We start from the raw sequence: 25,324 nt of genomic DNA, 5'->3' as shown, positions 1-25,324 counted from the left end.
AGTTCGTGGTTCGTGGTTCGTTGGGAGCCGTGGCGGGACAGGAGCGGAGGACGTGGGCGGGGCCAAGTGGAGGTTTGCGCGCGTTTTGGAACCGGGAGGATGCCAGGCATGCCGGAACTGGAGTCCGCCCGTTTCAATCCTTCGGAAACCGGACACCATCCCGCCACCCCAGCCCCCAGCCTACTGGCAGCGCGATCAACCACAGCAGACGACCGCCGCTGGATTTCAGCCCGCGAAACTGCCGCACCAGCCCCACCCCGCTGAGCCAGGCAAAACGGCTGTACTGCACCGCAGCCCGCAGCAGACGCAGCGGCGCGAGGAAAGACCAGCCGCTCTCCAGATCGAGCACCATTTTGAACATCAGCCGGTGGCCAGCGGCGTTCGTGCGCGGATTGGAGCGGCCATGCACAAGCGAGGGCGCGTCCGTCCAGTAGATGCGCAGTTCCTCATTGATGTGGCGTGTCTTGAACTGACGCGACACCTGGCACCAGATGAAGGACTCGGGGATGAAGTTGCCCGGCACATCCGCAGGATAGGGAAACTGGCGCAGCACATCGAGCCGGAGAAAGCCCCACTTTTCACCGCGCACCTTGTGGCGGTATTCCAGTTCGGCCGCAGAGCAGTCGAGCGGATCGGCCGGAAAGGGTGTGCCAACCCTCTGCCCGTTTTGATCACGACACAGACCAGTGACACCGGAGAAGGCATCGCGCTGCGCGGTTGGGATGCTTTCCCATTGATGCTGCAAACGCTCCAGCGCCTGCGGCACGCAGCCGTCGTCAGAATCGAGCTTCAACCACAGCTCACCGTGGGATTCACGCAGCGAAAGATTGTGTGCATGGTGGGCACCACGATGCGGCATGGGCAGATAGCGCACGGGAAAGCCGGCCTCGGCCTGATAGCGCCGCATCAACTCCGCCGTGCCGTCGGTGGAGCCGTCGTCGATCACCAGCCACTCAAAATCACGGCAGGTCTGGGCTTGCAGGCTTTCAAACACACGATGGAGCGTGTGCGCGCGATTGTAGGTGGGCGTGTAAACCGTGAAAAGCGGCATGGGGTGGGTGACGAATGTCCTCGTCCATGGCCGGACGCCACCACGAATTCACGCAATCCTCAATAGGCGTTGTCGCGCTTGAAGAAGGTGAGCAGCATGACCTGGAGATCGAGCCAGAGGCTCCAGTTTTCGAGATACCAGAGGTCGCACTGGATGCGCTCGCTGAGATCGGTGTCGCCACGCAGGCCGTTGACCTGCGCCCAGCCGGTCATGCCCGGTTTGGCGTGATGGCGGGCGTTGTAATGCGGAATCTGGTGCTTGAATCCGGCGATGAGTTCCGGGCGCTCAGGCCGCGGCCCCACGAGGCTCATCTCGCCCTTCAAAACGTTCCAGAACTGCGGCAGCTCGTCGATGTTCCACTTGCGCATGAACGCGCCGATCCTGAGACGACGTGGATCGTCTTTGACACACCATTGGGCGCCGGAGGCATTCTCGGCGTCGATTTTCATGGAGCGAATTTTGATGATCTCAAACGGCACGCCGTTGCAACCCCAGCGACGCTGGCGGTAGAAGACGGCGCCCGGTGATTCCAGCCAGACCATGGCGCTGAAAATCGCGATGACGGGGGCGCTCAAAACGAGCCCAATCACGGCGCCAACGATGTCAAGGGCACGCTTGACCATGACATTGAGCGTGTCATCCAGCGGCAGACGTGTGACACCGAGCACCGGCGTGCCGGCGATGGTTTCGAGGGTGAGACCGGACACAAAAACCCGGAAACAGGAGGGGATGACCTTGAACTGAATCATTTCACGCTCGCAGAGATTGGCGAGGGCGATCATCTGCTCGCGAGGACCGTGCAGATCCGCCACCACGACCATGTCCACCGCTTGAGTTGAGATCAGGTGCTCCACATCGTTGAGTTCTCCCAGACAGGGAAGGCTCTCATCGGCAGGCCCGCCATCTTCGCTGCTGCCGGTGTTCACCCAGCCCAGGAGGTCAAAGGCGCATGCCCGGTCGCGTTTCAACGTCTTCCACAGGCTCACCGCCTCGGCATTCCAGCCGACAAACAGCGTGCGCTGCTGCAACGCCTCGATGCGTCCCGGTGCACGCAGGCAATGCATGAAAACCGAACGCCAGCCCAGGATCAGCAGCAGCGCGGTGGCACCGTTGAGCATCACATACACACGGGAGATGCTGGGCTGCAGTTTCAAGGCCAGTGTGATGGCCAGGAAACCTGCGGTCCAGACGAGAATGCCTTTCGCGATCTTTGAAGCCACCCAGCGGCTGCGCAGCAGAACATTCTGGTGATAGACGTCCTGCCATCCCAGCACCAAGACGAGCGTGAGACTTCCCAAGGCCATGTGACCGCCGTACTGGCGGAAGGTCATCGCATCAAAATTGCCGAAATCCCGAATGATGGAGTGGAACCGCAACCAGTAGGCCGCATAGGCGGCGAGTACGGCCATGACCAGATCTCCCAGAATGCTGATGAGCACCCAAAAGTGCGGTGACACCTGCTCATTCTCCCGCCACGCACGCCGTGCCTCCAAAGCCTGGAGAGTTGAGCCTGCGCTCAAGATACTGGCGGTGGAGTTTGTGGAATTCATGCTCTAGTCGAGGTTATTGTATTGAAATTATATTCAATCGAGCCAAGACAGCAAGACATTGTTATGAAAATTATCTTACTTTTGGTTTACCAGTTCATATTGGAGGCTCAAAAATGAGAAAGTGGCAATGAATGCTTCCAATTCCGAATAACATCCTGCAAAGACAGAGCTTCGCCTCGCTTGAGGATTCCTCATCCCACCAACAAGTTGGCTCAAAACGTCATTTTCATACCAGCCACAATGCCACGGCCTGGCAGCGGCACACGTTCTTTGAGGAAGGAGGTGTGCTCACGGGCGTCCTCGTTGGTGAGGTTCATGCCTTTGACATACAAATCGATGGTCGTCGGCCCCTGCACCACGCGATAGCTCAGCGTGAGATTGACGAGGAAGTAACTGTCAGTCCCAAACTCGCTGGCGGCCACACGAGCCTGGGGAGCGGCATAAATGCCCTCCAGCTTCGCGCCAAATGGTCCACGCTCGACGATCAATGCGCTGGAGAGATGGAACGGCGGGATGCGCGGCAGCGAGCGTCCGGTGCTGGCGTCACGTGCGCGGACGGCGTCGGCCTTGAATTCCCAGTTCAGGTTCGTGGTTGCCTGCTGCTCCGTAGTGACGGGATGCAGCAGATGAAAAGTAGTCTCCAGTTCAGCGCCGATGAACTGGGCCGCCACAGCCGTGTAAGCATACTCAGGCGTGTCGCCGATGAGATCACCGTCCGTGTCCACCATGACACCGGTGGGGAACTGGCCGATGAAGTCGTTGTAGCGGTTGTAGTAGCCGCTGACGCTACCCGTGACCCAGCCGGTGCGTTTGCGCAGGTTCAAATCAAAGCCAAGCGAGCTTTCCACGCCGAGATCCGCATTGCCGACCTCGAAGGTGTTCGTCGCCAGATGCGCACCGTTGGCATAGAGTTCCTGGCTGGTCGGCGCACGTTCGGCATGCGTGACAGTGAACGCGGCGGAGTACTCGTCATTGGGATTGAAGACGACTCCCACCGAACCGCTGAAGTTGTCAAACGTGCGGCTGCGCGCCGGGCCGAAGACATCGTTGTCCAGCGCCTCCACCGAGATGTGGTCGTAACGACCGCCAAACTGGAAGCTGAGCGGTCCCCGCGTGATGTCCTCAAAGAAGAACAGCGAGTTCGACTGCGTGATGTTCGGCGGCAGAAACGCCTCCGCTCCGGCGATGAGAAAATCGCTACGGTCCGATTGAAAACCCACCACGCCTTCCATGCCCGCGATCTTTTCATGCTTCACCTCCACACGGGCGTCATAGCCGTCGTTTTTGAACACGGTGTTGTCCATGCCGTCCTCGTATTCCACATGCTCGTAATCCGACCACGCAAAGCGGTAGCTGATCTCCTTGATGCGTGGCAGCGGCTTGTAAAAGGCACCGCGCACATCCAGACGCGTCTGGTTCAGATCGATGAAGACTGAAGGCTCCGCCGGTGACCCGTAGAGTGAGTGAAACTCCGTCCACGCGAAACCCACAAAGCCACCTTCCCAAACATAGCTCAGACCACCGGAGACGCCCTCCGAGCGCAGATGGCTGTTTGGCACGTTCTTGCTCGGCTCCAGATCACCCGCTGGCAGCGGATTACGCTCCTGCTCGCCCACGGTGCGTGCGTTTCCCGGAATGTGGAAATCTTCCGCCGCCCGTGTGAATGCCTCCACATGAAAGGCCAGTCCTTTCCAGCCGCCTTCGAGCATCGCATTCGACTGATAGCCGCTGTCCACGGAGGAAAACCGTCCGCCCATCGAGCCACGGATCGTCCCATCAAGTTTTTCATCCACGATGCGCCCGTCGATCGCGTTCACCACGCCCCCGATGGCGTTCGAGCCATACAGCAGCGTCGCCGGACCGCGAATCACCTCCACCGACTTCAAATTTGCCACATCAAAGCTCACCGCATGATCTGGGCTGGCCGAGGAGGCGTCGATGGTGTTCAGTCCGTTCTGCAAAATGCGCACGCGGTCCCCATCCAGCCCGCGAATGATCGGCCGACTCGCCGCCGGCCCGAAATACGAACTGCTCACCCCCGGCAGCCGCGCCAGTGTCTGCCCCAGGGACGGCTCAATCGCCAGATTCAACGGCTGCCCAGTCAGTACCGAAGTCGCCTGCGCCTGCTGAAACAGCGGTCGGTCCAGCGGGGCAGAAATAACGATTTCATCCATCGCGATCTCAGACTGCAACGTCGGCTGACTCGCAAGTTTCTCGATGCGAGAAGCTGTCTGGGCCGTGCTAAAACCCACAGCAGTCAAAGACAGCGCAGCGGTTAAAAAATACGAAGGCAGGGGAATTTTCATGGGCGTGGATTCGAATGATCCACCCATTTATTGCAATCATATTGCAATTGCAAACTATTTGTATTTAATCCCCTCTCCCACCATAGCCAACGGATCATGTCCCGCAGAACGTCTGATACCCGGTCGAATCCGCAGGCTCACTGAACTCAGGCAAATCCTGGGTGTGATCATAGGGATCGGCCAGCACCGTCAACAAACGCTGCATAGGATTCAGATCGCCATGCTCCGAGGCGGCGGCCAGCGCTTCCTCGACTTTGTGATTGCGGGGAATGAAGGCGGGATTGTGCCGACGCATCAGATCAGTCACATCACTGGCCGATTGTGGCTGCCGCTTGAGCCGTTCGGACCACCGCTGATGCCATTCCAGTGGCTCCAGGCGGCCATTCGTCAGATCACGGAAGGTGTTCGTGAAATCCGCCTTCGTTTCCTGCATCCATTCAAGCAGCGATTGAATCAACGCCGTGTCATCGCTCTCCGCCGTGAACAAGCCCAGCTTCGCCCGCATGCCTGCGAGCCAGTGGCGCTTGAAACGCGCCTCGAAACTCCCAATCGCCTCGTTCGCGATCTCGATGGCCTGTTTTTCATCGTCGTGAAACAACGGCAGCATCGCCTCAGCCAGCCGCGCTAGGTTCCACTGCGCGATGTGCGGCTGATTGCCATACGCGTAGCGACCATTGCGATCAATCGAGCTGAAGACCGTGGCCGGATCATATGCGTCCATGAACGCACACGGCCCATAGTCGATCGTCTCGCCGCTGAGGGCCATGTTGTCCGTGTTCATCACGCCATGAATGAAACCGACGTGCATCCACTGCGCGATCAACGTCGCCTGCCGCTCCATCACGGCCTCAAAGAATGCTGCATAGTCACCTTCAAGCTCGGGGTAGTGTCGCTGCCTCGTGTGATCCGCGAGTGCTTGCAACGCATCCTTCTCCCCACGCGCCGCCGCATACTCAAATGTGCCCACGCGAATGTGACTGGCCGCCACGCGTGTGAGCACCGCGCCGGGCAGTCCACCATCCTGCCGCCAAACTTTTTCACCCGTGCTGACAACCGCGAGGCTGCGCGTCGTCGGAATGCCCAGCGCATGCATCGCCTCGCTGATGATGTATTCCCGCAGCATCGGCCCCAATGCCGCGCGACCATCCCCACGACGCGAAAACGGCGTCGGGCCCGGTCCTTTGAGCTGGATGTCAAACCGTGCGCCACTCGGCGTCATCTGCTCGCCAAGCAGGATCGCCCGTCCATCGCCCAGCATCGTGAAATGCACGTATTGATGCCCCGCATAGGCCTGCGCCAGCGGTTCCGCACCCGGCGGCAGCGCATTGCCCGCAAAGATCGCCGCATCGTTCAAGTCGTCCGTATTCAGTCCCAAAGCCTCCGCCAGTGGTCGGTTCAGCACCACCATCTTCGGCTCACTCACCGGCGTCGGATTGATCCGCATATGAAACGACTGTGGCAGCCGCGCATAGGAGTGATCCAGCCGCCAGCCGGCTGGTGAACTGAGTGTGTCAGATGAGTTGGGCATGCAGACGTTGTAGCGCGGAATTCCGATTCCGCGAAGGAGACGAGCCCGGCAGCAGCGTTTCCTGCCAGAAAAGGAACTGATTCAGGAGGGGTTTTTATTCGTGCTCATTCGCGGATATTCGCGGCCATTCGCGTTGAGACCTGAAGGCATGAGCCATTTTTTAACGCGAATGCTCGCCAATGAGCGCGAATATCCGCGAATTTGAGTTTTTGGAGAAGGAGTGCTGAATAGTTTTTCCTCCAGCCCTTGGCCAGACGACCAATCAATGCAAAATGCCGCCGAATGGCCACCAAACGCTCCAAAAAAGCCACCCGCGCCGAGCTTGAGCTGAAACAGCTCATTGCGGCGGAAGCCCCTGCCGACCTGCGGCAAATCCAGGCCGTCCTCGGCAAAGTGCAGATCGCCATCGCCGACTACCTGAAATCCGGCGCACCGCTCAAGATCACGCTCAACCCCGTCGAGATCCTCAGCGCCATCGAAGCGGCCATCCGCGAGGCCGAGGGCCACCCCAGCCCCTGGCCCGACGGCGCCGACGCCCGCACCTTCTTCATCCACGGCCTCTACGACGACCTCATCCAGCAGCCCAGCAACATCTTCGAAACCAAGCGCTTCCCCGACGGCACCGACCGCTACCTCCCCATCAGCCCCGCCACCTGGAAAGCCTGCCTCGAAAAACTCCGCACTCAGATCATCGAGGCGGGACTGAAACTCGCGAAACGGAAAGCAGCCAAGCGCAAAGCCTAATTCGCAATCAAGTTGCAACAACGGCGCCTGGCGGTTACTGGTGCCCAAACCAGCCACCGCCATGAAAACCATCCTCGCAGCTTTTGCGCTGTCTCTCGCCATCGGTCAGGCCGCTCCTCTCAAAGTCGCCTCGCTGCATCCCATCGTGGCCGATCTCGCCCGGCAGGTCGGCGGCGCGAATGTCGAAGTCATCGAAATCCTCAAGCCTGGCGGTGACATCCATCACTTTGAGCCAGCACCAAAGGACATCGCCGCGATGCGTGGCTCCAAATTGCTGCTCGCCTCCGGCAAGGAACTCGAAACCTACCTCGACAAGCTGCGCGACAGCCTCGGCGCTAGCATCAAGCTCGTCGAAGTCGGCGAAAAAATCCCCTCCATCCCTTACGTCTGCAATCACGATCACGGCGATGGCGACCATGATCACCATCACGGCCAGTTTGACCCGCACTGGTGGCACAGCGCCGAAAACATGAAGCGCGCCGCCCGCATCGTGGCCGATGAACTCAGCGCCGCCGATCCCGCGAACGCCGCTGCTTACGAAGCCGGTGCCAAGGCCGCCTCCAAGCGCTTCGGCGAACTCAAAGTCTGGGCGCAGAAGGAAATCGCCAAGATCTCCCGTGCAGACCGCAAACTCGTCACCGCGCATGCCGCCTTCGGTTACTTTTGCAAAGAGTTCGGCTTTGAACCCATCTCCCTCCTCGGTGTCGGTCGCAGCGACGATGCCGACTCGAAACACGTCGCCGAAACCATCGCGGAAATCCGCGAGCATGGCATCAAGGCCGTCTTCCCTGAAGACCAGGCCAATCCCAAAGTTCTCGCCGAGATCGCCCGCAGCACTGGCGTGAAGATTGGCGATCCGCTCATCGCTGACGGCACCGCCAAGACCGCGCACACCTTTGAAACGATGCTCGCGCACAACGTCCGCGCCCTCGTCGCTGCTCTTGCTCCCGCGAAATAATCATGCGTGGCTTTCCGCCCATTCAGATTTTTCTGCTCTGCCTCGCGTTCATCGTGCTGGCGGTGCCGCTGAGCCATCTGACTGGTAACACCAGCAACGCCAAGGTCGTCAAAGTCGCCGCCAAAGACACCCAAAGCGTAAAAGCGCTGCTGCGTCTGCGTTTTGCTCATAAACCAACCACGCTGAGCCTCAAGATCGCCGACAAGGAGCTGATCACGAACGCCGACACTTCGCCGCTCGAAGTTGATGCCGTGCTGCCTTCCACCAAGGATGGCGTCGATGTCTTCCTCAGCGCCACCTGGCCGGCAAACACACCCGACACCGCCCTCACGCTCGAACTTGAGCCCGACGGTCTCGAAGCACGCAGCGAGACACGCTGGTCCGCCGCAGGCAGTCTCGATGAAGTCATCACCTTCTCTTGGAAATGACCGCCGCAGCCTCCCATGTCAAAACCAAGGAACACGTCTGTTGGGGCGGTGGTGGCAAACACACGCATCATCATCGTCTCGAAGTCGTTGATTTGAGCGTGCATTACCAGGAGGTGCATGCCTTGGAAAACATTCGCTTCGCCACCGAATGCGGTCGCAGCATGGCCCTCATCGGACCCAACGGCGCAGGCAAAAGCACCCTGCTTAAATCCCTCGCCGGACTTATCCCCGGTGACAGCGGCAAGATTCTCTGGCGCGGCAAGCCGCTCACCCGCAGCAGCCACGAAATCGCCTACTTGCCGCAGCGTGGCGACATCGACTGGAACTTCCCCATCACCGTGCGCGGCCTAGTCGAAATGGGCCGTTACCCGAATCTCGGCTGGTGGCGGCAATATTCGCGTCACGATGCCGAGATCGTCGAACGCGCGCTCACCAGCATGGAACTGCGCGATCTGCAGGACCGCCAGATCAGCGCCCTTTCCGGCGGTCAGCAGCAGCGCGCCTTCATCGCCCGTGCGCTCGCTCAAGAGGCTCACGTTCTGCTGCTCGACGAGCCCTTCACCGGCCTCGACAAGCCCGCGCAGGAAAACCTGAGCCGTCTCTTCAAAGAACTTACTGCCGAAGGCCGCCTGCTCATCGCGAGCCATCACGATCTGCAAACCGTTACCGGCAACTTCGACGACATCCTCCTCATTCGCCGCCATCAAGTCGCCTTCGGCCCTGTCGCCGACGCCTTCACGCCCGCGAATGTCGCCAGCGCCTACGACAACCCGGATCAAGCATCCAGCAACTAGCCACGAGCATGCCGCTGCCCACGATCACCGACTTCCTCGCCGAACCCATCGCCAAACGCGCCCTGCTCGCGTGTTTGATGATCGGTTTCTCCAACGGCTTTGTCAGTGCCTTCGTCGTGCTGCGCAAATCCGCGCTCAAGATCGGCACCATCTCGCATTCCTTGCTGCCAGGACTCGCCGTGGCCGTGTTGATCGCCGGCCTCTCGCAATGGAGCGCTCTTATTGGTGCCATCTTCGCCGCGCTCATCGTCGGGCTCGGCTCCATCTTCCTTTCCCGCACTTCCCGGCTCGATCAAGACACCGCCATGGGCGTGCTTTACACCACTGCCTTCGCCGCCGGCCTGCTGATCCTCAAAAATCTCGATGTGCGCCAGAAGCTTGATGAATGGCTCTTTGGCAGCATCATCGGCATGGCCGACTCCGACCTGTGGATCGCCTTCGGCATCAGCGCCATCGCCGTCATCACCCTCACCGCCTTGCAGCGCCCGCTGCTCATCTACCTGTTCGAGCCGAACATCGCCGCCAGCCTCGGCGTGCCCGTGCGTTTGCTAAACTACGCCACCTTCGCCGTCACCATCCTCGTGCTCGTGTCCTCGTTGCAAGCCGTCGGCTGCATCCTCAGTGTCGGCCTCATGGTCGCTCCCGCCGCCACGATTTATCTCCTGACTAACAACGCCCGCACCCTGTTCTGGGGCGGCGGGATTTTGGGTGCTGTCGGCTCCGTGATCGCTTTTTTCCTCTCGTATCCGCTCGGCTGGAGCGTCAGCGCCACCATCATCGTCGTCCTCGGCACCTTTTTCCTCCTCGCTTACATTTTCAGTCCGAAATACGGACTGTTCAGCAAACGAAGAGGCGTGGCATAGGCCAAGGAGAGGGGGACTCTGTCCCCCTCTAAACCCAACGCGGGGACAGAGTCCCCGCCTCCTTGACTACTTGGCAGGCAGCACCTGCACAGCGTCGAGATGCACGTTTCCACCGGCACCAGCGGTGCGGAAGATGACGGCGGCCTCTTCACCGGCGGTGAACTTGAAGGTGCCCAGGCTGTACGCGCCCTGCGGCAGCGGGGCGGGCTTGGTTTGGTTCACCGTCACGGTTTTTTCGCCATCGGCGCTGAGCACGCTCACCGGAGTGGTCTTCCCGCGATTCTCATGCGGCTGGAAGAAAATGCGCACCTCGTAGCTGCCCGTCTGTTTCACGCTGAAGGCGAAACGTGCGCTGGCGTTCTTCTCGCTGCCGTAGCTGTAGTATTCGCCGACAAAAGGCTTCAAACCTTCGCCGTGCGCCCACTTGCCGTTGAGCTCGGCTTCGGTGTCGTCGATGACAATGCCTTCGAGCTTCTTCGGGTCGATGCTGTCGGCAGAAAGGGTGATGTCGGGGAGCTTTTTAGCGTTTTTTGGCAGGTAGAGATCGCCTTCGAGGTTGTCACGGCGCATCGCGCCAGGCTTGTTCATGAGATCCTTCAAAATATCGAGATACTGCTCATACACACCGCGCGGCGTGGTGTGGTGGCGCACGCAGATCCACGCGGCCTTGCCCACGACCTCGCCCATCATGCCGCAGGTGCGCATGACACGCGTGCTGCCCAGCGAGTTGCGATCAACGCTGATCGTGCGGCCCGCCATGAAGAGATTGCCGATGTCCTTGCTGTAGAAGCAGCGATAAGGCACGGGATAACCGTTTTTACGGTCCGTGTGCTTGCCGAACTCGGCGCGGCTGATGAAGGGATTGTCCGGGAAGTTCTTCGCATATTGCTCCTTCGGATAATGCAGATCCTGGTCCCAGGTCGTCGGCACGCAACCATCGGGATGAATGATGCCTTTCACCATGTCCTCACCGTTGAGGATCATATCGCCGACGATTCGACGCGATTCACGCGGTCCGCCGATGTAGGCCAGCCAGGTGAGGTCATACTGCGCATATTTGTCGGTCAGATTCGTTTTGAGAGCCGAAACAGCGCCATAGACGGCGCGGAAGTTGTGATCGCGGATGAGTTCGAGATCGTTGATCGGGTGCTTGTCGAAGCCGCTCTCCCAGAACCACTCGCCATGCAGGTATTCCTCAGGATTTGGCACCGGCGTGTAGCCGAGATCGAAACCGGCCATGTTTGCGGCATTTTTCTTGCCCACCGGAGCCATGGCTTTCGGCTCCGGGAAGTCCTCCAGCTTCAATGGCAGCGCCCAGGGGGTGGCAGGCCATGTGACCGGCTTTTTGAGGTTCTGCATCACCCACATGTTGCTCATGCCCATGCGGCCCTTCTCCTCCATCATGAACTCCGCACCTGCCAGCGCGCCCACGCTTCCGTGGCCGGTGCAATCGACGAACAGCTTGCCCACAAAGCGCGTTTCCTTGCCGCTCTTCGTGTCGAGGCCGATGACGCTGCGGATGTTCTTTTTGTCCGCGTGCAGCTCGACGCCATAAACGTGCGTGTTGAGAAACAGCTCGATGCTTTTCTCCGCCTTCACCGTGTCTTCCTTGAGCTTGTCGTTGAATTCATCCGGCGAAGCAGCCGGACTGTTGCTCGCGCGATCTGCGAACTCCTCCACGATTTCACCAAGATGCGGATACAACCCGCGACGCGTGCCGCCCATCGCCCACACCTGGATTTCGCTCGAACCATTGCCGCCGAGCACCGGACGATTTTGAATGAACGCCACCTTCAAACCCTGACGCGCACCCGAAATGGCCGCGCCCATGCCGGAATAGCCACCACCGACGACCACCAGATCATACTCCGGCGTCTCCGGCGCTTTCTCCGGCAGGCCGAGCATCTTTCTGCGCATCTCCGTCGTCGGCGTGAAGCCCGCGTCATCACTCAACACGATGGCGTCCACGCGACCGTCAAAGCCCGTGAGGTCATGCAAAGAGATCTTGGCTTTGCCGGACACTTTGACCGGTCCCGCTTTCTCCCACTGCCAGTCTTTGCCCGTGGTACCAAATTCATGCTTCAGCTTCTCGCCATTCACGCTGATCTCGAAACGTCCCGGAGCCCCCGGCGCATCCCACGGCCCCACCCAGTTCTTGGTGCGCGCCCAAAGTGTGTATTCACCCGCAGGCAGCTCGATTTCCGTCTCCGCGTCCTTTACCGTCTTCCCCATGCCATGCGCCATCAGGTAAGGCGATCCCATCACATCAATGAACTGCGTGTCCAGCACCCAGCCTCCGGGATTGGTGAAGGATTCGGCTTCGATCCACTTCGGTTGCGCATGCGCAGCGGAAAAAGCGATGAGTGAGGCTAGAAGGGCGGTTTTCATGACAAGAGGCGGGTTGGTGGAACGGGCAGCCATAAACGAACACAGGCTGTTGGCGCAATCAATTCGCTTCTGTTACGGTAACAGCCGTGTCCCGTCCTACTTTAAACGACATCGCCCGCGCATTGGGCGTTTCAAAAATGACCGTTTCCCGCGCTCTGCGTGGCGAGAAACATGTGGAGGTGGAGTTGCGAGAAAAAATCGTGCGGACGGCTGAGAAACTCGGCTACCGGCCCGATCCAGACATTGCGAAGCTCATGACGCACATGCGGCGCACGCGACGGGCGGCGGCGCCACGCACGCTGGCCTTCATTTGGGCCGAGCGTGAGGCGGATGAGATCGCGCGGTCATCGTGGTCACAGCAACTCGTCCTCGGTGCGCACAGGCAGGCAAAGAAGCTCGGTTTCCAGCTCGAAGAATTCCATCTCGCCGCACGTGGCATGACGGCGCGGCGGCTTTCGAGCATCCTCGAAGCACGTGGCATTCCCGGACTCATTCTCTCGCCGCTGATCTCGCGCAGTCGCGGGCATGTCTCGATAGCATGGGACAAATTCAGCAGCGTGGTGATTGGTCTCGGCTACGCACGACCGCAACTGCACCGCGTGCATCATCATCACTTCCTCGGCATGATGACGGCCCTGCGCATGCTGAAGAAGCAGGGCTTCAAACGCATCGGCTTCTACTGCGGCAGTACGATCAATGACCGCATGTTCCGTGCGTGGTCAGCCAGTTTTTTGGCGCATCATCCGCTGACGAAACCGGATGAACTGCTGGCGCTGCGCAAATCGCCATCGCGAACGGATTTCCTCGCATGGATTCGCTCAGCGAAGCCGGAAGTGGTCATTGATGGCGGCCATGTCGTCCAAAAATGGCTCGAATCGGTGCCCAAGGTGCAGCGTCCGCGTCACATCACTCTCGCTTGGCGCTCCGATCACCCCGAAGTCGCCGGCATCGATCAGCAGGCCGACGTTCTCGGTGCCGCGGCAATCGATCTGCTCGTGGCGCAGTATCAGCAGAACGAACGCGGTATTCCCGAGGCTCCGAAGATCGTGATGACCGAGGGCGCGTGGCGGGACTTCAAACACCTCTGAATAAATCAAAAGAATTGGAGGTGTTAGCTGGAAGCGAATTCCCGTCATTGATTTTCTGTACTCAGGTAACACAGTCGTCATATGAGCATGACGACCATGGGGGCCGGCAGATCAGGGGCCACCACCAAGACAACGGAAGACTCTCCAATGGATGAATTGCTCTTCCAACAAGAGAGCGAGGCTCCTCTCTTTGTGACCGACATCAATGATGAGGTGAAACGTTTCTTTGCCCGTCATCCAGAAAGACTGCATGACCTTGCCCCTCGGAAGTTTGAAATTCTCATCGCCGACATCCTCAAAGATTTAGGGTTCGAAACGCAGCTTACCCAGGCGACGCGAGACGGAGGGCGTGATATTTATGCCTTTATCCGTAACGCCGCGACCAGCTTTCTCATGTTCGTCGAATGCAAAAAATGGAAGGATAACGTCGGCATTGAAATCGTGCAGCGACTGCACGGAACCTGCACAATCAACAACGCCGACAAAGGCATGATCGTGACGACGTCATTCTTCACCGAACCCGCTAAAGCGGAGCACAAGAAAATCGCTACCAAAATGGAGCTGGTGGACTTTACGAAGTTTAAGGATTGGTTGATGCGCTACAAATGAACCGAAGCCTTCCTTGAGGCGAACTAGGTGACGATTTCATTGTGGGTCTGGTGTAGATGTGCATGTTTGCAAACTACCAGCCATGAAAACCCGCTTTCTCTTCGCCGCTCTCGCCCTTGCTATCTCGATTCCTGCCTTTGCGGAGGAATGGGTGTCGTTGTTCGATGGCAAAACGATGACCGGCTGGAAGAATCCGTATGAATGGGGCCAGATCGAAGTCGTGAACGGCGAGATTCACCTCACGGGCGAGAAGAAGTTCTTCGTCGTGACCGAGAAGACTTATGGCGACTTCATCTTTGAGGGCGACATCCTGCTGCCGGAAGGCCAGGCGAACAGCGGCTTCATGTTTCGGGCGCATGTCGAAAAGAACAAGGTCTTCGGCTACCAAGCCGAGGTGGACGGCGATGCGAAGCGCAAGTGGAGCGGCGGTTTGTATGATGAAGGCCGCCGCATGTGGTTCGCCAGCCCGATCAAGGGTAACAAAGAGAGTGAAGATGCCTTTCGCGCTCGTGCGGGCGATGCGTTCAAGCGCAACGACTGGAACACCTACCGCATCGAATGCCGTGGCAAGCATCTCAAGATTTTCGTCAACGGCGTGCTGACGACTGACGTGGAAGACGAAGTCGATGCCAGCGGCATGATCGCCATCCAGCATCACGGTGAGAAGGGGCAGACCTACAAGTTCCGGAATCTGCGGATTCAGGAAGTGAAGTAGCCGCCGCTACAGCCCCAGCATCGCATCCGTCAGCCGCTGGTTGAGTTCGGAAACGACTTTGCCATCGGCGTAGTGATTCACCATGAAGGCGAAGCAGAACTCTTCGCCAGATTTGCCCGTGACATAGCCAGTGACCGTTCGCACGCCGGACATCGCGCCGCCCTTCCAGCGCAGGCCGTCTTTGGACAGCAGCGATGCCTTGTAGACGGCTCCCTGCGGACCTTTGCCAGCGAGAAACTGTAAACACGCGAGATCGAGCGGGCGGATGAAGTCAGCGCGAGCCAGGCCGCAACCGTCCTCCATGCGCAGGCCGATGAAATCGAGCCCGCGCGGCTTCCAATGCTCGCGAATCACGACATCGGGCGCTTTGCCGGCCTTCAAGCCCAGCATGCGGAAGACGCACTCGGTTTCGTGATTGTCGGAAGTGGCGTGGATGCTGGTGACGATATCGGTCAAGGATGGCGACTCGTGTTTCAGCAGTTCGTGCTCGGGTTTGTTGTTCCCGCTAGCTGCTTCATTGATTTGGATGCCTGCCGTCACGAGCACCCGGCTGAAGTGATGCGCGATGAAACGTTCGGGATCAGGCACGGCTCCGGTCACTTGAAACTTCGCGGCCCCGAGGGGCACCGTGCCACGCAGGTGGACCTTCGTGGTGCTTTCACCGCCATGAATGACCACGCCGTCCCCGGAACCGGTGGGTCCGGTGGTCACTTCATTCTTCCAGGCAATTGCAGGAAGCTCGGTGCTGATACCAAGCAGCTCCGCAGGAGTGCCGACGGCTGCTCCAGCGCGAAACACGAGAATGTAGCGATTGTGATTGAGATTGAGGCCGGACACCCCGCTGCCGTAGCCGTTGCCGATGTCACCCCAGTTCCAGAAGTCGCCGTAAAGACTGCCAGAAAAGAGGCTCGCATCGCCACGAACGCGGCCCGTGATTCGTTTCAGCCCGCGTTTTTTCAAGTCCGCTGCCCACGCCTGCAAATCTGCCATCGCCAGCATCGGATCACCGCCGCCGACAATAACGAGATCACCTGCGATCGTGCCGTCCTTCATGGGCGCGGTGGATTTGAGCGTGGTGGTGAAGCGGAAATCAGGACCAAGAACTTCGAGGGCGGTGGCGGTGGTGAGCGTTTTGAGGCTGGAGGCGGGAATGAAGGCGGTTTGAGCATTGTCCTCCATCACCACCTCGCCCTGCGCATTGATGAGGCAGAAGCCGATGGCAGCACCGGCGAGCGCAGGATTGGCACGCGCCTCCTTCAACAAGGCGACAATGCCGGGAAAACGCGGCAGTGGCGGCGTTTCGATTTTCGGCGGTACAACTTCGCGAGGCAGGAACAGCGAAGCCGCGAGCGCCAGGAGAAGCAGGATGATCAGGACATTCTTCACGCGGGACACAGTGGGCGCGGCTTGCGGTTTTGCCAAGTGCGTCCAGCTTCCGCGGTATGATCCGGCCAGAACACATCATTGAGTTCGCACAAACGCCGCCAGCCTCGTTTTGCTATGCGGCATATTGTGGCGACAAGGATTTGGATGCGACGTTGATCGAAGCTTTCTCCACCTGCGGCCCGGAGGTGCTGATGCTGGTGGCGATGGACGAAACAAACCTCATTCTGCAGGTGCGCGATGGCGTGCGGCGCCTGCCGCGCAACTCGATCCGCGAACTCAGCGTGTATCCGGTGCTGCCCGCGAAGGCCTGCGGCCATGTGCAGATGAATCTGGAGCTGGATGCAAAGGACCCCAGAAACTACCTCGAGTTTTTCATGTGCGGACCGCATAGCGAGGCGGTTGAGCACTGGTGCATGGACAAAGCCACGCAGATTGCCAACATGCTCGGCGTGGCGGTACAACTGCTGGAACCCGGACACGATTGCTAAATCTCTTCTCCCAAGACGATGAAACCCGAAAAAGTGAAATTCATGATCATGGCCGCCGACATGAAGCGTGCGGTGGCCTTCTATCGCGATGTGATCGGCCTCGAAGAAATCTTTGTGAGCGATTTCTGGACGGAACTGCGGCATGGCGACGCGATTGTGGCCCTGCACGGCGGTCACGACGGCTCGCGCAATCCGACGGGACTGAGTTTTCAATATGAGGACGTGCTGGCGATGGCTGAGAAGGTCACAAAGGCCGGTGCCACGATCCTTCAATCGCCGCAGCAGCGGGAAGGCGAGCCGATTTTGCTCGGTGTCTTCCGTGATGCCGAGGGCAACGAGGTCTTCATGACGCAGTATGTTGGGTGATTGTGGATTGCAGATGCCGGATTGCGGACTATCCAAAGCAGTCCAGATGCAAACCTCCTTCATTCCCACGCTTGATGCCCTCCCACAGCGCAAATCGCCGCTGATGGAGCGGTTTGCGGCGTTGCTGGAGTCGAAGGGGCCGGCGCAGATCGAGGCGATGGCGCGGGAGTCGAGGATGATCACGCGGCGGAATTTTGGGAAGACGATGCGGCTGTTTGCGCCGCTGTATGTTTCCAATGAGTGCGTGAACAACTGCAGCTACTGCGGCTTCTCGCGGGACAACAATGCGATCCTGCGCGTGACACTCACGGTGGATCAAGTCGTGGCCGAGGCGAAGCATCTCGTGGCACAGGGCTTTCGGAATATCCTGCTCGTGGCGGGGGAGCATCCGCGGTTTGTGAGTGATGGCTATCTGGAGGAGTGCATTCGGGCGCTGCGTGATTTGGTGCCGACGATTGGCATCGAGGTCGGGCCGATGGAGGCACCGGAGTATGAGCGCATGGTCAAGGCGGGCGCGGAAGGACTCGTGGTGTATCAGGAGACGTATGATCGCGGCGTGTATGAGCAGATGCACACGGCGGGGCCGAAGAAGGACTTCGACTGGCGGCTGGCGTGCCCGGAACGTGGTTATGCGGGTGGATTTCGTCGCATCGGCATCGGCGCGTTGTTTGGATTGAGCGACTGGCGGCTTGAGGCGCTGCGACTGGCGGCGCATTTGGAGCATCTTTATAAACACTGCTGGAAATCGACCTTCACGGTGGCGTTTCCGCGCTTGCGGCCGGCGGCAGGTGGATTCACCCCGATGACGGATTTTCCGGACTGGGCGCTGGTGCAGACGATCTGCGCGTTTCGCCTCACGTTCCCGGAGGTGGGCATCATTTTGAGCACGCGTGAGTCCGCACCGCTGCGCGACGCGCTGGCCCCGCTGGGCATCACGGTGATGAGCGCGGGCAGTCACACCGAACCGGGAGGTTACACGGGCGCAGGGAACGACGACCTGCATCTCACCGTGCGCGGCAAGCGCGTCGAAGTCGAAGTGAAGGCCGACACGAATCGTGCGGAAGGCCAGTTTGGCATCGCGGATCAGCGTTCGGCGCAAAGCGTGGCCGAGATGCTGCGCCAGAGCGGTCTTGATCCCGTGTGGAAGGATTGGGATGCGTCGATTCTCGCAACGATGATCGCTTGAGACCATTTCAATCATCCTGACCAGCCATGAAGATCACTTTGAACGGAGAGAAACGTGAGTTTGAAGCACCGCAGACGGTGAAGTCGCTGCTGGTGACTGTAGGACTCGCAGGCAAGCCGGTGGTGGTGGAGCAGAATCAAGCCGCGCTGCTGCCGCGTGAGATTGAGACCGCCACGGTGAGTGATGGCGACGTGATCGAGATCGTGCAGATCACGGCGGGGGGTTAGATCCGGTTAGCGGTGCCGCAGGGACAGTTGAAACGGAGGTTTGAACCGCTGATATGACGCTAATGAGACGCTGATAACGGAGATTTATTATTAGCGTTCAATCAGCGTCTTATCAGCGGTTGAATGACACGGCGCTAAGGAAAAAGGCAGGCAGTGTTTTGTCGGCGCGATTGGAGGCCCAACGGGCCGAAGGATTCAGCCCAGGGCGATAGCCCTGGGATTGCGTGCCACGACCACCGATTCACCCAAGGTCGCGCTCCAACGGAGCGCGGGAGGGCGTGATTCAATCCCACACATGCCGTTCGTCGAACTCAATGCCGTGTTTAACGAGGAATTTGCGGTATTCGTCCTGGAACGTCATCATGCGATGATGCTCGCGCTGGCGGCGGATGTAATCGCGCACGTCCTCGACGGCAGACGGGCTGACGGAGAAGGCACCGTAGCCGTTCTGCCAATGGAAAGGGTGCAACTCGGGCCGTTGCTCCTGGAGCCAGAGGTTGGAACCGGTTTTGAGCTGGCCTACGACATCGCTCAACGTCTCGGCGCGGGAGGCGAGGAAGAGGAGGTGCACATGATCCGGTTCGGAATTGATCTCGACCGCCGTGCCGCCGAGATCGCGGAGGATGCCGCCGAGGTAGGCGTGGAGTCCGGGGCGAAGATCGTCGGGGAGCAGGCGCTCGCGGTTCTTCGTGCTGAAGATGAGTGGACGTAGATTTTGGCGAGCGATTGGGGCATGGCGGCGGCAAGGACGTTTTCCCGCGCTCCTTCAGAGCGCAACCGAATGAGAACGGGCCGAGGTGATGCGCAACTCCCAGGGCTGGTGCCCTGGGTTGAGTCCTGGCCCGTTGGGCCGAACAGCCTGAATCCGCCGTCACTTTTTTGAGGGCTTAACTCCATATGCTGGGTGCGCCTCTAGTCTCGCGAGCCATGCTTCCCAGCCCTTTTCAAAATCATCAAGATCTTCCGGCCTATTGCGCACCCAGAGACGTTTGGATTTCACGTCAAGCCAAGCCGCGCTACCCGTCTGATTGTTAGAAATGGTAGTGCGATAAGACACAAGATCGGCAGTGTCGTGAGCGAATGGAACGAGTTTGTTTTTCTTGTCCATCAGCCAACCATGCATTCTCTGCGCAGTTTGGTCGCTTACTGGGTAGCTCCGTGTTTCAATCTTAAAACCGTCCATGGCGACGATTCCCTGATCTTTGGTGGTTTCGATAATGACACGATTTTCGATTTCTCGCAGCCAAGCCCTTAGTGAACCACGCGTGACATCAGTATTAATGACGACCAAAGAGTGAATATCGGGTCGGTAGTCAGCATAGGTTCCCGCAGGAAATGGAATCCCCTGCTCCATTAAATGCTTCTCCGCCGCCATCCATTCTCCCTCCTTGCCAGCAACATCCGGTTTGGGGAGGCGGCAATAATCAGCCGCCTTTTCACTCAACACATAAACACCGTAAGAGACAACATAAGGATTAAGCGTGTCGTAATTGGCGACCAGTATGTGGTTACCAGACAGATGGATATGTGTTCTGGTTAGCATCATCAGATAGCCGAGCGTTTTGGCAACAGTTTCCCCCGCAGGGGCCTCGTAACTTATGCGTGACTCATTGTGTCGAGCCGACGAATCCACATAAAATGTGACACTCACACCAGACGATCCACAGCCATCCGCCAACGCCTCAAAAGCTTCATAAACATTCACGTCTTTAACTTTGAATTCCCGCAGGATGAGAGTCTGCAAAGCTACTATCGGGTGTTTACCGGGATCAGGGCGGATAAATGCCAGTTTTTCATGTTCACGCAGTCGCAGAACGCGTTCTTGATAACGATCCCATTCCTCAGGTTGGTAGAATGGGTCAATCCCCAGCAAATTTCCTGCCACAAGAATAAACAGACCGACACAGGCAGATGGTTTCATTGTTTAAGTTTTCAAAATCTTGCGAACCAAGGCAATCTATAATCACAACCCCACATTGCCATACCCATGCCCGCTGGAGCAGAGGCGGAAGAGGTGGTTGCAGACTTCGTGGGCGGCGAGGATGCCGGTGCGGGGGAGCTGGTCGAAGTCGCCGATGAGAACGGGCCAGTCGCTGCGGTCTTCGGGGATGCGGCCGTGGGAGCCTTTGACGAGCGATGCATCGAGCGGGATGACGTCCATGAGCATGCGCTGACCGATGGCTTTTTTGGCGAGCTTGCCGGCGATCTTGAGCTTGGGCCACTTGAGCTGCGGATCGAGGAAGAGCTCGACGGGGTCGTAGCCGCATTTGCGGTGGATATCGACGCAGCGGGCGAAGTCGGGGGCTTTGCGGTCGTCCTGCCAGTAGTAGTAGGTGAACCAGCTCTTGGCGTCGGCGATGGCGATGAGATCGCCGCTGCGTTCGTGATTGAGGCCGTGGAGATGTTTTTCCATCTTGCCGAGCACCTGGGCGACGCCGGGCGTGGTTTCGAGCGCACCGCGGACGTTGGCGAGGAGGCTCTGATCGTTCACATAGACATGGGCGATCTGATGATCGGCGATGGCGAAGGCTTTGGAGCCGCCGAGGTCGAGGGTTTCGCGGCCCAGCTCGTCTTTGATGCTGAGCCAGCCGCGTTCGCGGAAGACGCGGTTCAGGTGGATGGGCTGTTCGACGTTGGTGATGCCGTATTCAGAGAGGAGGACGACTTTGATGTTCCGCGTCTCGTAGAAGCGGATGAGATCGCCGACGACGTTGTCGATCTGGCGCAGGTCGAAACGGATTTTTTCCATGTCGATGCCGACGCGCTGGAGGTTGTAGTCGAGATGCGGGAGGTAAACGAGCGAGAGGCCGGGCCAGTGCTTTTCCTCGATCCATTTGGCGCTTTCGGCGATCCAGATGGAGGATTTGATGTCGGAGCCGGGGCCCCAGAAGCTGCGGAAGGGGAAGGGCCCGAGGTCTTTTTTGATGCGGTCTCGCAGCGGCATGGGCTGCGTGTGGATGTCGAAGACCTTGCGGCCATCGGCGGGATAGAGCGGACGCGGCGTGATGGAGATGTCGGCGGTGGAATACATGTTGAACCACCAAAACAGCTTCGCGCAGGTGAACTGCGGATCGACACGGCGGAGCGCCTCCCACAGTTTTTCGCCCTGCATGAGCTGCTCGGGCTGCTTCCAGAAGCGGTGCTCGGCGTACTCGCGGTCATACCAGCCGTTGGCGACGGCACCGTGATCACGCGGCAGTCTGCCGGTCAGATAAGTGGCCTGGGCTGTGCAGGTGACGGCGGGGAGCACCGGCTCGATGAGCGTGGAGCGGTTGCGCTCCAGAAACGCACGGATCGCCGGGGTGTGCTCGCCGATGAGCCGCGTGGTGAGGCCGACGACGTTTAAAATCGCTGTCCGCTGCATGAGGTCGGAGTTTCAAGTTTCAGGTTCAAAGTTTCAAGTTCTGCCAGTCATGAACGTGTTAAGGCGAACTTGAAACCTGAAACTTCAAACTTGGAACCTCAAACCAGCATGGCCGCGATGACGTAGCCGATCTTGCAGATGCAGTGCAGGGCCTGATCCTGATTGAGCGTGGTCCAGTTCTCACACTTGGCGTAGTCGATGATCCAGTGCAGGACTAACTCGATGCAACCGACGACAAAACAGCCGGTGATGGCCCAGACGGTGGCTCCGTGGATCAGGCAGTGCGCCGTCATGCAAACGGGCCAGATTCCCACCGGTCGCGTGGGATCCTGTCGCTTCATGAGCAGGTGGCGGTTTTTGCAGGAGGAGAGGAACTCACCCTGCAAAGGATAATCCATCAGCGCGTGGCCGGCGAACAGCAGGAAAATGAGCTGGAGGGCTTCCAGCGAATTAGTGGGGGGAAATGGCAACAGGCCGGACATGGGGTAATTTACCTATTCGCGGGCTGCGGACCTCCCGGCGCGCTGTGTTCATGCGCGCCCAAGTCCGCTCACACCGATCACCGCATCATGCGCTGTAGAAGGCGGCGATCTTCTCATTCACCGCACGCAGACGATGGGAGATGGTGCGGCCCACGCCGATAAGCAGCCAGGCGGCGGCTCGTGGATATTCGTTGATGTACCCTTCGAGGCTTTCCCCGTCGATGCGCCAGACTTGGGAAAATTCGACGGCAGTGACACTGGCGCTGGCGACGTTCGGATCGAGCAAATTGATTTCTCCAATCGTTTCGCCTTTCTGAATCGAGCCGAGGAGCACCTTGTGGCCGCCACGCATGGCGGTGGCGTGGAACTTGCCGGAGACAACGAAGAAGAGGCTGTTCTGCTGCTGGCCTTCCTCAATGAGGTGCTGGCCGGGCTGCACGGGAAGGAATTCGCCGTAGCCGCTCAGGATGTCACGATCCTCGTCGCCGAGGGGTTCAAGAATGCCTTGGGCAGGGAGCTTGGGAGTCGAGAGTGAGCTCATGGGAGAGTGTTGGGATTGAATTAAGCCGTCTTTTTTAAGCGGAGATGCCCTGAATGGCAAGCACGGCGAATAGGAAGCCTCAGAATCCGACATTCGCCACGAAGCCGGGACATTCGAGCGTGAGAGCGGTTCTCCAGCATTTTCATCTGCTGTGTTCGTTCATATTTGCGAAGCATCCGCCCTCTAAATTCTACTGGATTTCCAAGTCCAACGGTTCAGAATCGCCCTCCCATCAACCAGCAACCCAACCTATTCATGTCTGACTCTTCCTCCTCCAATTGCTGTGGCAATTCTGGCTACGCCTTTGCCCACCTCCTCCTTCGTCTTTGGGTCGGCATGCGTCTGTTCATGGCGGGCCTCGACAAGTTTCGCTGGGGCAATGGAGCCACCACCACGTTTGGTCTGGAGAATTATCCGAAGAAAACCGAGCCGCTGGCCAAGCTCATGGCGGACAACAGCTTCCTCCCTGAGGCAGCGTGCAAAGGCTTCGCCGCCAGCATTGGCTACGTCCTCATTCCGGTCGGCATCTGGGTGGCCATCGGCATCTGCACCGAGTTCGGGCTCCTTGCCGCCGGCCTGGTGTTCCTCGCGCTTGGCTTCGGTCTTGCCGCATTGCCGGATGACACCGAAGTCGTCACCAACATCGGCCTCTCCGTCCTCATCGTGGCCGCGGCGCTCGTGACCTCGAAGGCGAAGACCTTCTCCCTCGATGGCATCCTTGCTCGCAAGAAGTCCGCCTAACGGCTGCCAGCGTATCGGCCAGTGAACCCACGCGCCTGATTGCACCTATGAATTCCCAGCCTCTCCCCTCTCCCACAGCCACAGCGCCGCTGTCCCGCTTCATGGATCGTCGCGGCTTCCTCCGCACCAGCGCCCTGACCAGCAGCGGCCTTTACCTCGCCACCAGCAAAAGTGCCGTCGCGCAGCAGACAGCCCCGGGCCGCACCATCAAGTGCGCCCTCGTCGGCTGCGGCGCGCAGGGCAACAAAGCGCTCCGTGTTGCCTCCAAAGACGTGCCCGGCATCCAATGGGTGGCTATGTGCGACATCTGGAAATACTCCATCGCCCAGGCGCGTGGCGGCTTCCTCAGCGAAAACAAGCACCAGGTCGAAGGCGAGATCAAAATCTACGAGGACATCAATGAGATGCTCGACAAGGAGCCGTCCATTGAGGCCGTCTTCATCGCCACGCCCGACTTCCTGCACGCGCCCTATTCGCGCCTCTGCCTCGAAAAAGGCAAAAGCGTGTACTGCGAAAAAATGATGAGCAACACGCTCGACGGCGCGCGTGACATGGTGCGCGCTGGCAAGGCGAACAGCGGCATCTTCCAGATCGGCCACCAGCGCCACTCGAACCCGCGCTACATCAACCTGCGCGACAACATCATCAAGCCCGGCAAGATGCTCGGCCGCGTCACCCACGCTTATGCGCAATGGAACCGCGGCGTCTCCGGCAGCGCCCCTCAGGGAGCCGTGAAAGGCTACGACATCCCCGCTGACGTTCTCGCGAAGCACGGCTACGGCAGCATCGAAGAGTTCCGCAACTGGCGTTTCTTTTCCAAATACGGCGGCGGTCCGCTCTCCGATCTCGGTGCGCACCAGATCGACATGTTCAACTGGATGTACGAGTCCACCCCGGTCTCCGTCATCGCCTCCGGCGGCGTCGATTACTTCGACGGCAGCGAAGGCCGCCCGAAATTCGAGCTGCCTGACAACATGATGTGCATCTACGAATTCAAAACCCCGCAGGGTGCCCTCCGCGCCTACTACCAGGTGCTCACCACCACGGGTTCCCAAGGTGCGTATGAAAAGCACATGGGCGTCGGTGGCACCGCCATCATTTCCGAACTCGACACCTCCGGCAACCAGCTCTACGCCGAACCCGGCCAGGCTTGGGACGAATTCGCCGGTGGTGAAAACCCGCCCATTCTCAAGGCCGCCGACAAAGCCAAGAACAAGTTCTGGGAACATCCCCGCGACTGGGAAAAACCCAAAGCGCCATCCTACGGTGCTGTCAGTGTCGCCGATGTGCGCGAGAGCAAGGCCCTGGCCCAATGGGAACTCGGTGTGAAGCTCAGCCGCAAGCCGCACGCGCCGCATGTGCAGAATTTCATCGAAGCCGTGCAGATGAAGAAACCCGAGCATCTCACCTGCAACGTCGAAGCCGCCTTCAAATCCTGCGTCACCGTGCTCAAGGCCTACGAATCCATCAAGACCGGCAGCAAATACATCTTCACCCCCGAAGACTTCCAAGCCTAAACAA

The 25,324-nt window shown here is 59.1% G+C and carries 25 protein-coding genes; 14 read left to right on the top strand and 11 right to left on the bottom strand.

Annotated features, from left to right (window positions below; genetic code table 11):
• Positions 1 to 133: 133 nt before the first annotated feature.
• The 4 genes from U1A53_RS11905 to U1A53_RS11890 all read right to left on the bottom strand — a co-directional run bounded on the left by U1A53_RS11905 (position 134) and on the right by U1A53_RS11890 (position 6,435).
• Complete coding sequence (locus tag U1A53_RS11905) at positions 134 to 1,051, bottom strand: glycosyltransferase family A protein (protein ID WP_322281138.1); 918 nt, start codon at positions 1,049 to 1,051, stop codon at positions 134 to 136.
• Between the two features lie 59 nt (positions 1,052 to 1,110).
• Positions 1,111 to 2,601, bottom strand: coding sequence for an exopolysaccharide biosynthesis polyprenyl glycosylphosphotransferase (locus tag U1A53_RS11900; protein WP_322281137.1), 1,491 nt, complete (start codon positions 2,599 to 2,601; stop codon positions 1,111 to 1,113).
• Between the two features lie 212 nt (positions 2,602 to 2,813).
• The gene (locus U1A53_RS11895) at positions 2,814 to 4,907 is read right to left on the bottom strand and encodes a TonB-dependent receptor (protein WP_322281136.1); all 2,094 of its coding nucleotides are present in this window, start codon (positions 4,905 to 4,907) and stop codon (positions 2,814 to 2,816) included.
• Positions 4,908 to 5,001: 94 nt separating this feature from the next.
• Positions 5,002 to 6,435 (bottom strand): protein adenylyltransferase SelO family protein, encoded by a 1,434-nt coding sequence (locus U1A53_RS11890; RefSeq protein WP_322281134.1) that lies wholly within the window; start codon positions 6,433 to 6,435, stop codon positions 5,002 to 5,004.
• Positions 6,436 to 6,717: 282 nt separating this feature from the next.
• Between U1A53_RS11890 and U1A53_RS11885 the strand changes: the two genes are divergently transcribed.
• From U1A53_RS11885 to U1A53_RS11865, 5 genes are all read left to right on the top strand, one after another.
• A complete protein-coding gene (locus U1A53_RS11885) occupies positions 6,718 to 7,179 on the top strand; it encodes a hypothetical protein (protein WP_322281132.1) in 462 nt (153 codons plus the stop codon).
• Positions 7,180 to 7,240: 61 nt separating this feature from the next.
• Positions 7,241 to 8,137, top strand: a complete 897-nt coding sequence (locus U1A53_RS11880; protein ID WP_322281130.1) for a metal ABC transporter substrate-binding protein — start codon at positions 7,241 to 7,243, stop codon at positions 8,135 to 8,137.
• Between the two features lie 2 nt (positions 8,138 to 8,139).
• On the top strand, positions 8,140 to 8,565 hold the full coding sequence (locus tag U1A53_RS11875) for a hypothetical protein (RefSeq protein ID WP_322281128.1): 426 nt from the start codon (positions 8,140 to 8,142) through the stop codon (positions 8,563 to 8,565).
• The gene (locus U1A53_RS11870; protein ID WP_322281126.1) at positions 8,562 to 9,359 is read left to right on the top strand and encodes a metal ABC transporter ATP-binding protein; all 798 of its coding nucleotides are present in this window, start codon (positions 8,562 to 8,564) and stop codon (positions 9,357 to 9,359) included. The genes U1A53_RS11875 and U1A53_RS11870 overlap by 4 nt, the downstream gene beginning before the upstream one ends.
• A gap of 8 nt (positions 9,360 to 9,367) precedes the next feature.
• Positions 9,368 to 10,222, top strand: coding sequence for a metal ABC transporter permease (locus U1A53_RS11865; protein ID WP_322281123.1), 855 nt, complete (start codon positions 9,368 to 9,370; stop codon positions 10,220 to 10,222).
• Between the two features lie 66 nt (positions 10,223 to 10,288).
• Here U1A53_RS11865 and U1A53_RS11860 read toward each other — a convergent pair whose 3' ends face one another.
• Positions 10,289 to 12,610, bottom strand: a complete 2,322-nt coding sequence (locus U1A53_RS11860) for an FAD-dependent oxidoreductase (RefSeq protein WP_322281121.1) — start codon at positions 12,608 to 12,610, stop codon at positions 10,289 to 10,291.
• An 86-nt stretch (positions 12,611 to 12,696) separates the two neighbouring features.
• Here U1A53_RS11860 and U1A53_RS11855 point away from each other — a divergent pair, with 86 nt between their 5' ends.
• From U1A53_RS11855 to U1A53_RS11845, 3 genes are all read left to right on the top strand, one after another.
• Positions 12,697 to 13,698, top strand: a complete 1,002-nt coding sequence (locus U1A53_RS11855) for a LacI family DNA-binding transcriptional regulator (RefSeq protein ID WP_322281119.1) — start codon at positions 12,697 to 12,699, stop codon at positions 13,696 to 13,698.
• 81 nt (positions 13,699 to 13,779) lie between these two features.
• On the top strand, positions 13,780 to 14,307 hold the full coding sequence (locus U1A53_RS11850; protein ID WP_322281117.1) for a restriction endonuclease: 528 nt from the start codon (positions 13,780 to 13,782) through the stop codon (positions 14,305 to 14,307).
• Positions 14,308 to 14,389: 82 nt separating this feature from the next.
• Entirely contained in the window at positions 14,390 to 15,022 is a 633-nt protein-coding gene (locus tag U1A53_RS11845; RefSeq protein WP_322281116.1) for a DUF1080 domain-containing protein, read from the top strand.
• 6 nt (positions 15,023 to 15,028) lie between these two features.
• Here the strand turns inward: U1A53_RS11845 and dacB are convergent, their stop codons facing one another.
• Positions 15,029 to 16,408 carry a D-alanyl-D-alanine carboxypeptidase/D-alanyl-D-alanine-endopeptidase gene (gene dacB, locus U1A53_RS11840; protein WP_322281115.1) on the bottom strand — a complete coding sequence of 460 codons (1,380 nt, stop codon included), beginning with the start codon at positions 16,406 to 16,408 and terminating at the stop codon, positions 15,029 to 15,031.
• A 56-nt stretch (positions 16,409 to 16,464) separates the two neighbouring features.
• Between dacB and U1A53_RS11835 the strand changes: the two genes are divergently transcribed.
• The 4 genes from U1A53_RS11835 to thiS are packed head-to-tail and all read left to right on the top strand — an operon-like array spanning position 16,465 to position 18,675.
• Positions 16,465 to 16,896, top strand: coding sequence for a hypothetical protein (locus U1A53_RS11835; protein ID WP_322281113.1), 432 nt, complete (start codon positions 16,465 to 16,467; stop codon positions 16,894 to 16,896).
• 18 nt (positions 16,897 to 16,914) lie between these two features.
• Positions 16,915 to 17,262, top strand: a complete 348-nt coding sequence (locus tag U1A53_RS11830) for a VOC family protein (protein ID WP_322281111.1) — start codon at positions 16,915 to 16,917, stop codon at positions 17,260 to 17,262.
• 46 nt (positions 17,263 to 17,308) lie between these two features.
• Positions 17,309 to 18,448 carry a 2-iminoacetate synthase ThiH gene (thiH, locus tag U1A53_RS11825; protein ID WP_322281109.1) on the top strand — a complete coding sequence of 380 codons (1,140 nt, stop codon included), beginning with the start codon at positions 17,309 to 17,311 and terminating at the stop codon, positions 18,446 to 18,448.
• Between the two features lie 26 nt (positions 18,449 to 18,474).
• A complete protein-coding gene (gene thiS / locus U1A53_RS11820; protein ID WP_322281107.1) occupies positions 18,475 to 18,675 on the top strand; it encodes a sulfur carrier protein ThiS in 201 nt (66 codons plus the stop codon).
• Positions 18,676 to 18,958: 283 nt separating this feature from the next.
• On the opposite strand, the gene U1A53_RS11815 is transcribed toward thiS, so the two are convergent.
• From U1A53_RS11815 to U1A53_RS11795, 5 genes are all read right to left on the bottom strand, one after another.
• A complete protein-coding gene (locus U1A53_RS11815) occupies positions 18,959 to 19,348 on the bottom strand; it encodes a transposase (protein ID WP_322281236.1) in 390 nt (129 codons plus the stop codon).
• Between the two features lie 198 nt (positions 19,349 to 19,546).
• Positions 19,547 to 20,596, bottom strand: coding sequence for a hypothetical protein (locus U1A53_RS11810; RefSeq protein WP_322281105.1), 1,050 nt, complete (start codon positions 20,594 to 20,596; stop codon positions 19,547 to 19,549).
• A 42-nt stretch (positions 20,597 to 20,638) separates the two neighbouring features.
• On the bottom strand, positions 20,639 to 22,039 hold the full coding sequence (locus U1A53_RS11805) for an alkaline phosphatase family protein (RefSeq protein WP_322281104.1): 1,401 nt from the start codon (positions 22,037 to 22,039) through the stop codon (positions 20,639 to 20,641).
• A gap of 98 nt (positions 22,040 to 22,137) precedes the next feature.
• Entirely contained in the window at positions 22,138 to 22,521 is a 384-nt protein-coding gene (locus U1A53_RS11800) for a DUF3307 domain-containing protein (protein ID WP_322281102.1), read from the bottom strand.
• 85 nt (positions 22,522 to 22,606) lie between these two features.
• Complete coding sequence (locus U1A53_RS11795; RefSeq protein ID WP_322281100.1) at positions 22,607 to 23,062, bottom strand: cyclic nucleotide-binding domain-containing protein; 456 nt, start codon at positions 23,060 to 23,062, stop codon at positions 22,607 to 22,609.
• Between the two features lie 255 nt (positions 23,063 to 23,317).
• Here U1A53_RS11795 and U1A53_RS11790 point away from each other — a divergent pair, with 255 nt between their 5' ends.
• Both U1A53_RS11790 and U1A53_RS11785 read left to right on the top strand, forming a co-directional pair.
• Entirely contained in the window at positions 23,318 to 23,803 is a 486-nt protein-coding gene (locus tag U1A53_RS11790; protein WP_322281098.1) for a TQO small subunit DoxD, read from the top strand.
• 47 nt (positions 23,804 to 23,850) lie between these two features.
• Positions 23,851 to 25,320: a Gfo/Idh/MocA family oxidoreductase gene (locus U1A53_RS11785; protein WP_322281097.1), complete on the top strand. Its 1,470-nt coding sequence runs from the start codon at positions 23,851 to 23,853 to the stop codon at positions 25,318 to 25,320.
• The last annotated feature ends 4 nt before the right edge of the window (positions 25,321 to 25,324 follow it).

This window comes from Prosthecobacter sp., from assembly GCF_034366625.1.
GTDB lineage: Bacteria > Verrucomicrobiota > Verrucomicrobiia > Verrucomicrobiales > Verrucomicrobiaceae > Prosthecobacter.
Note: the sequence above shows the minus strand (reverse complement) of the source record. Positions and strands in the feature narration are given on the sequence as shown.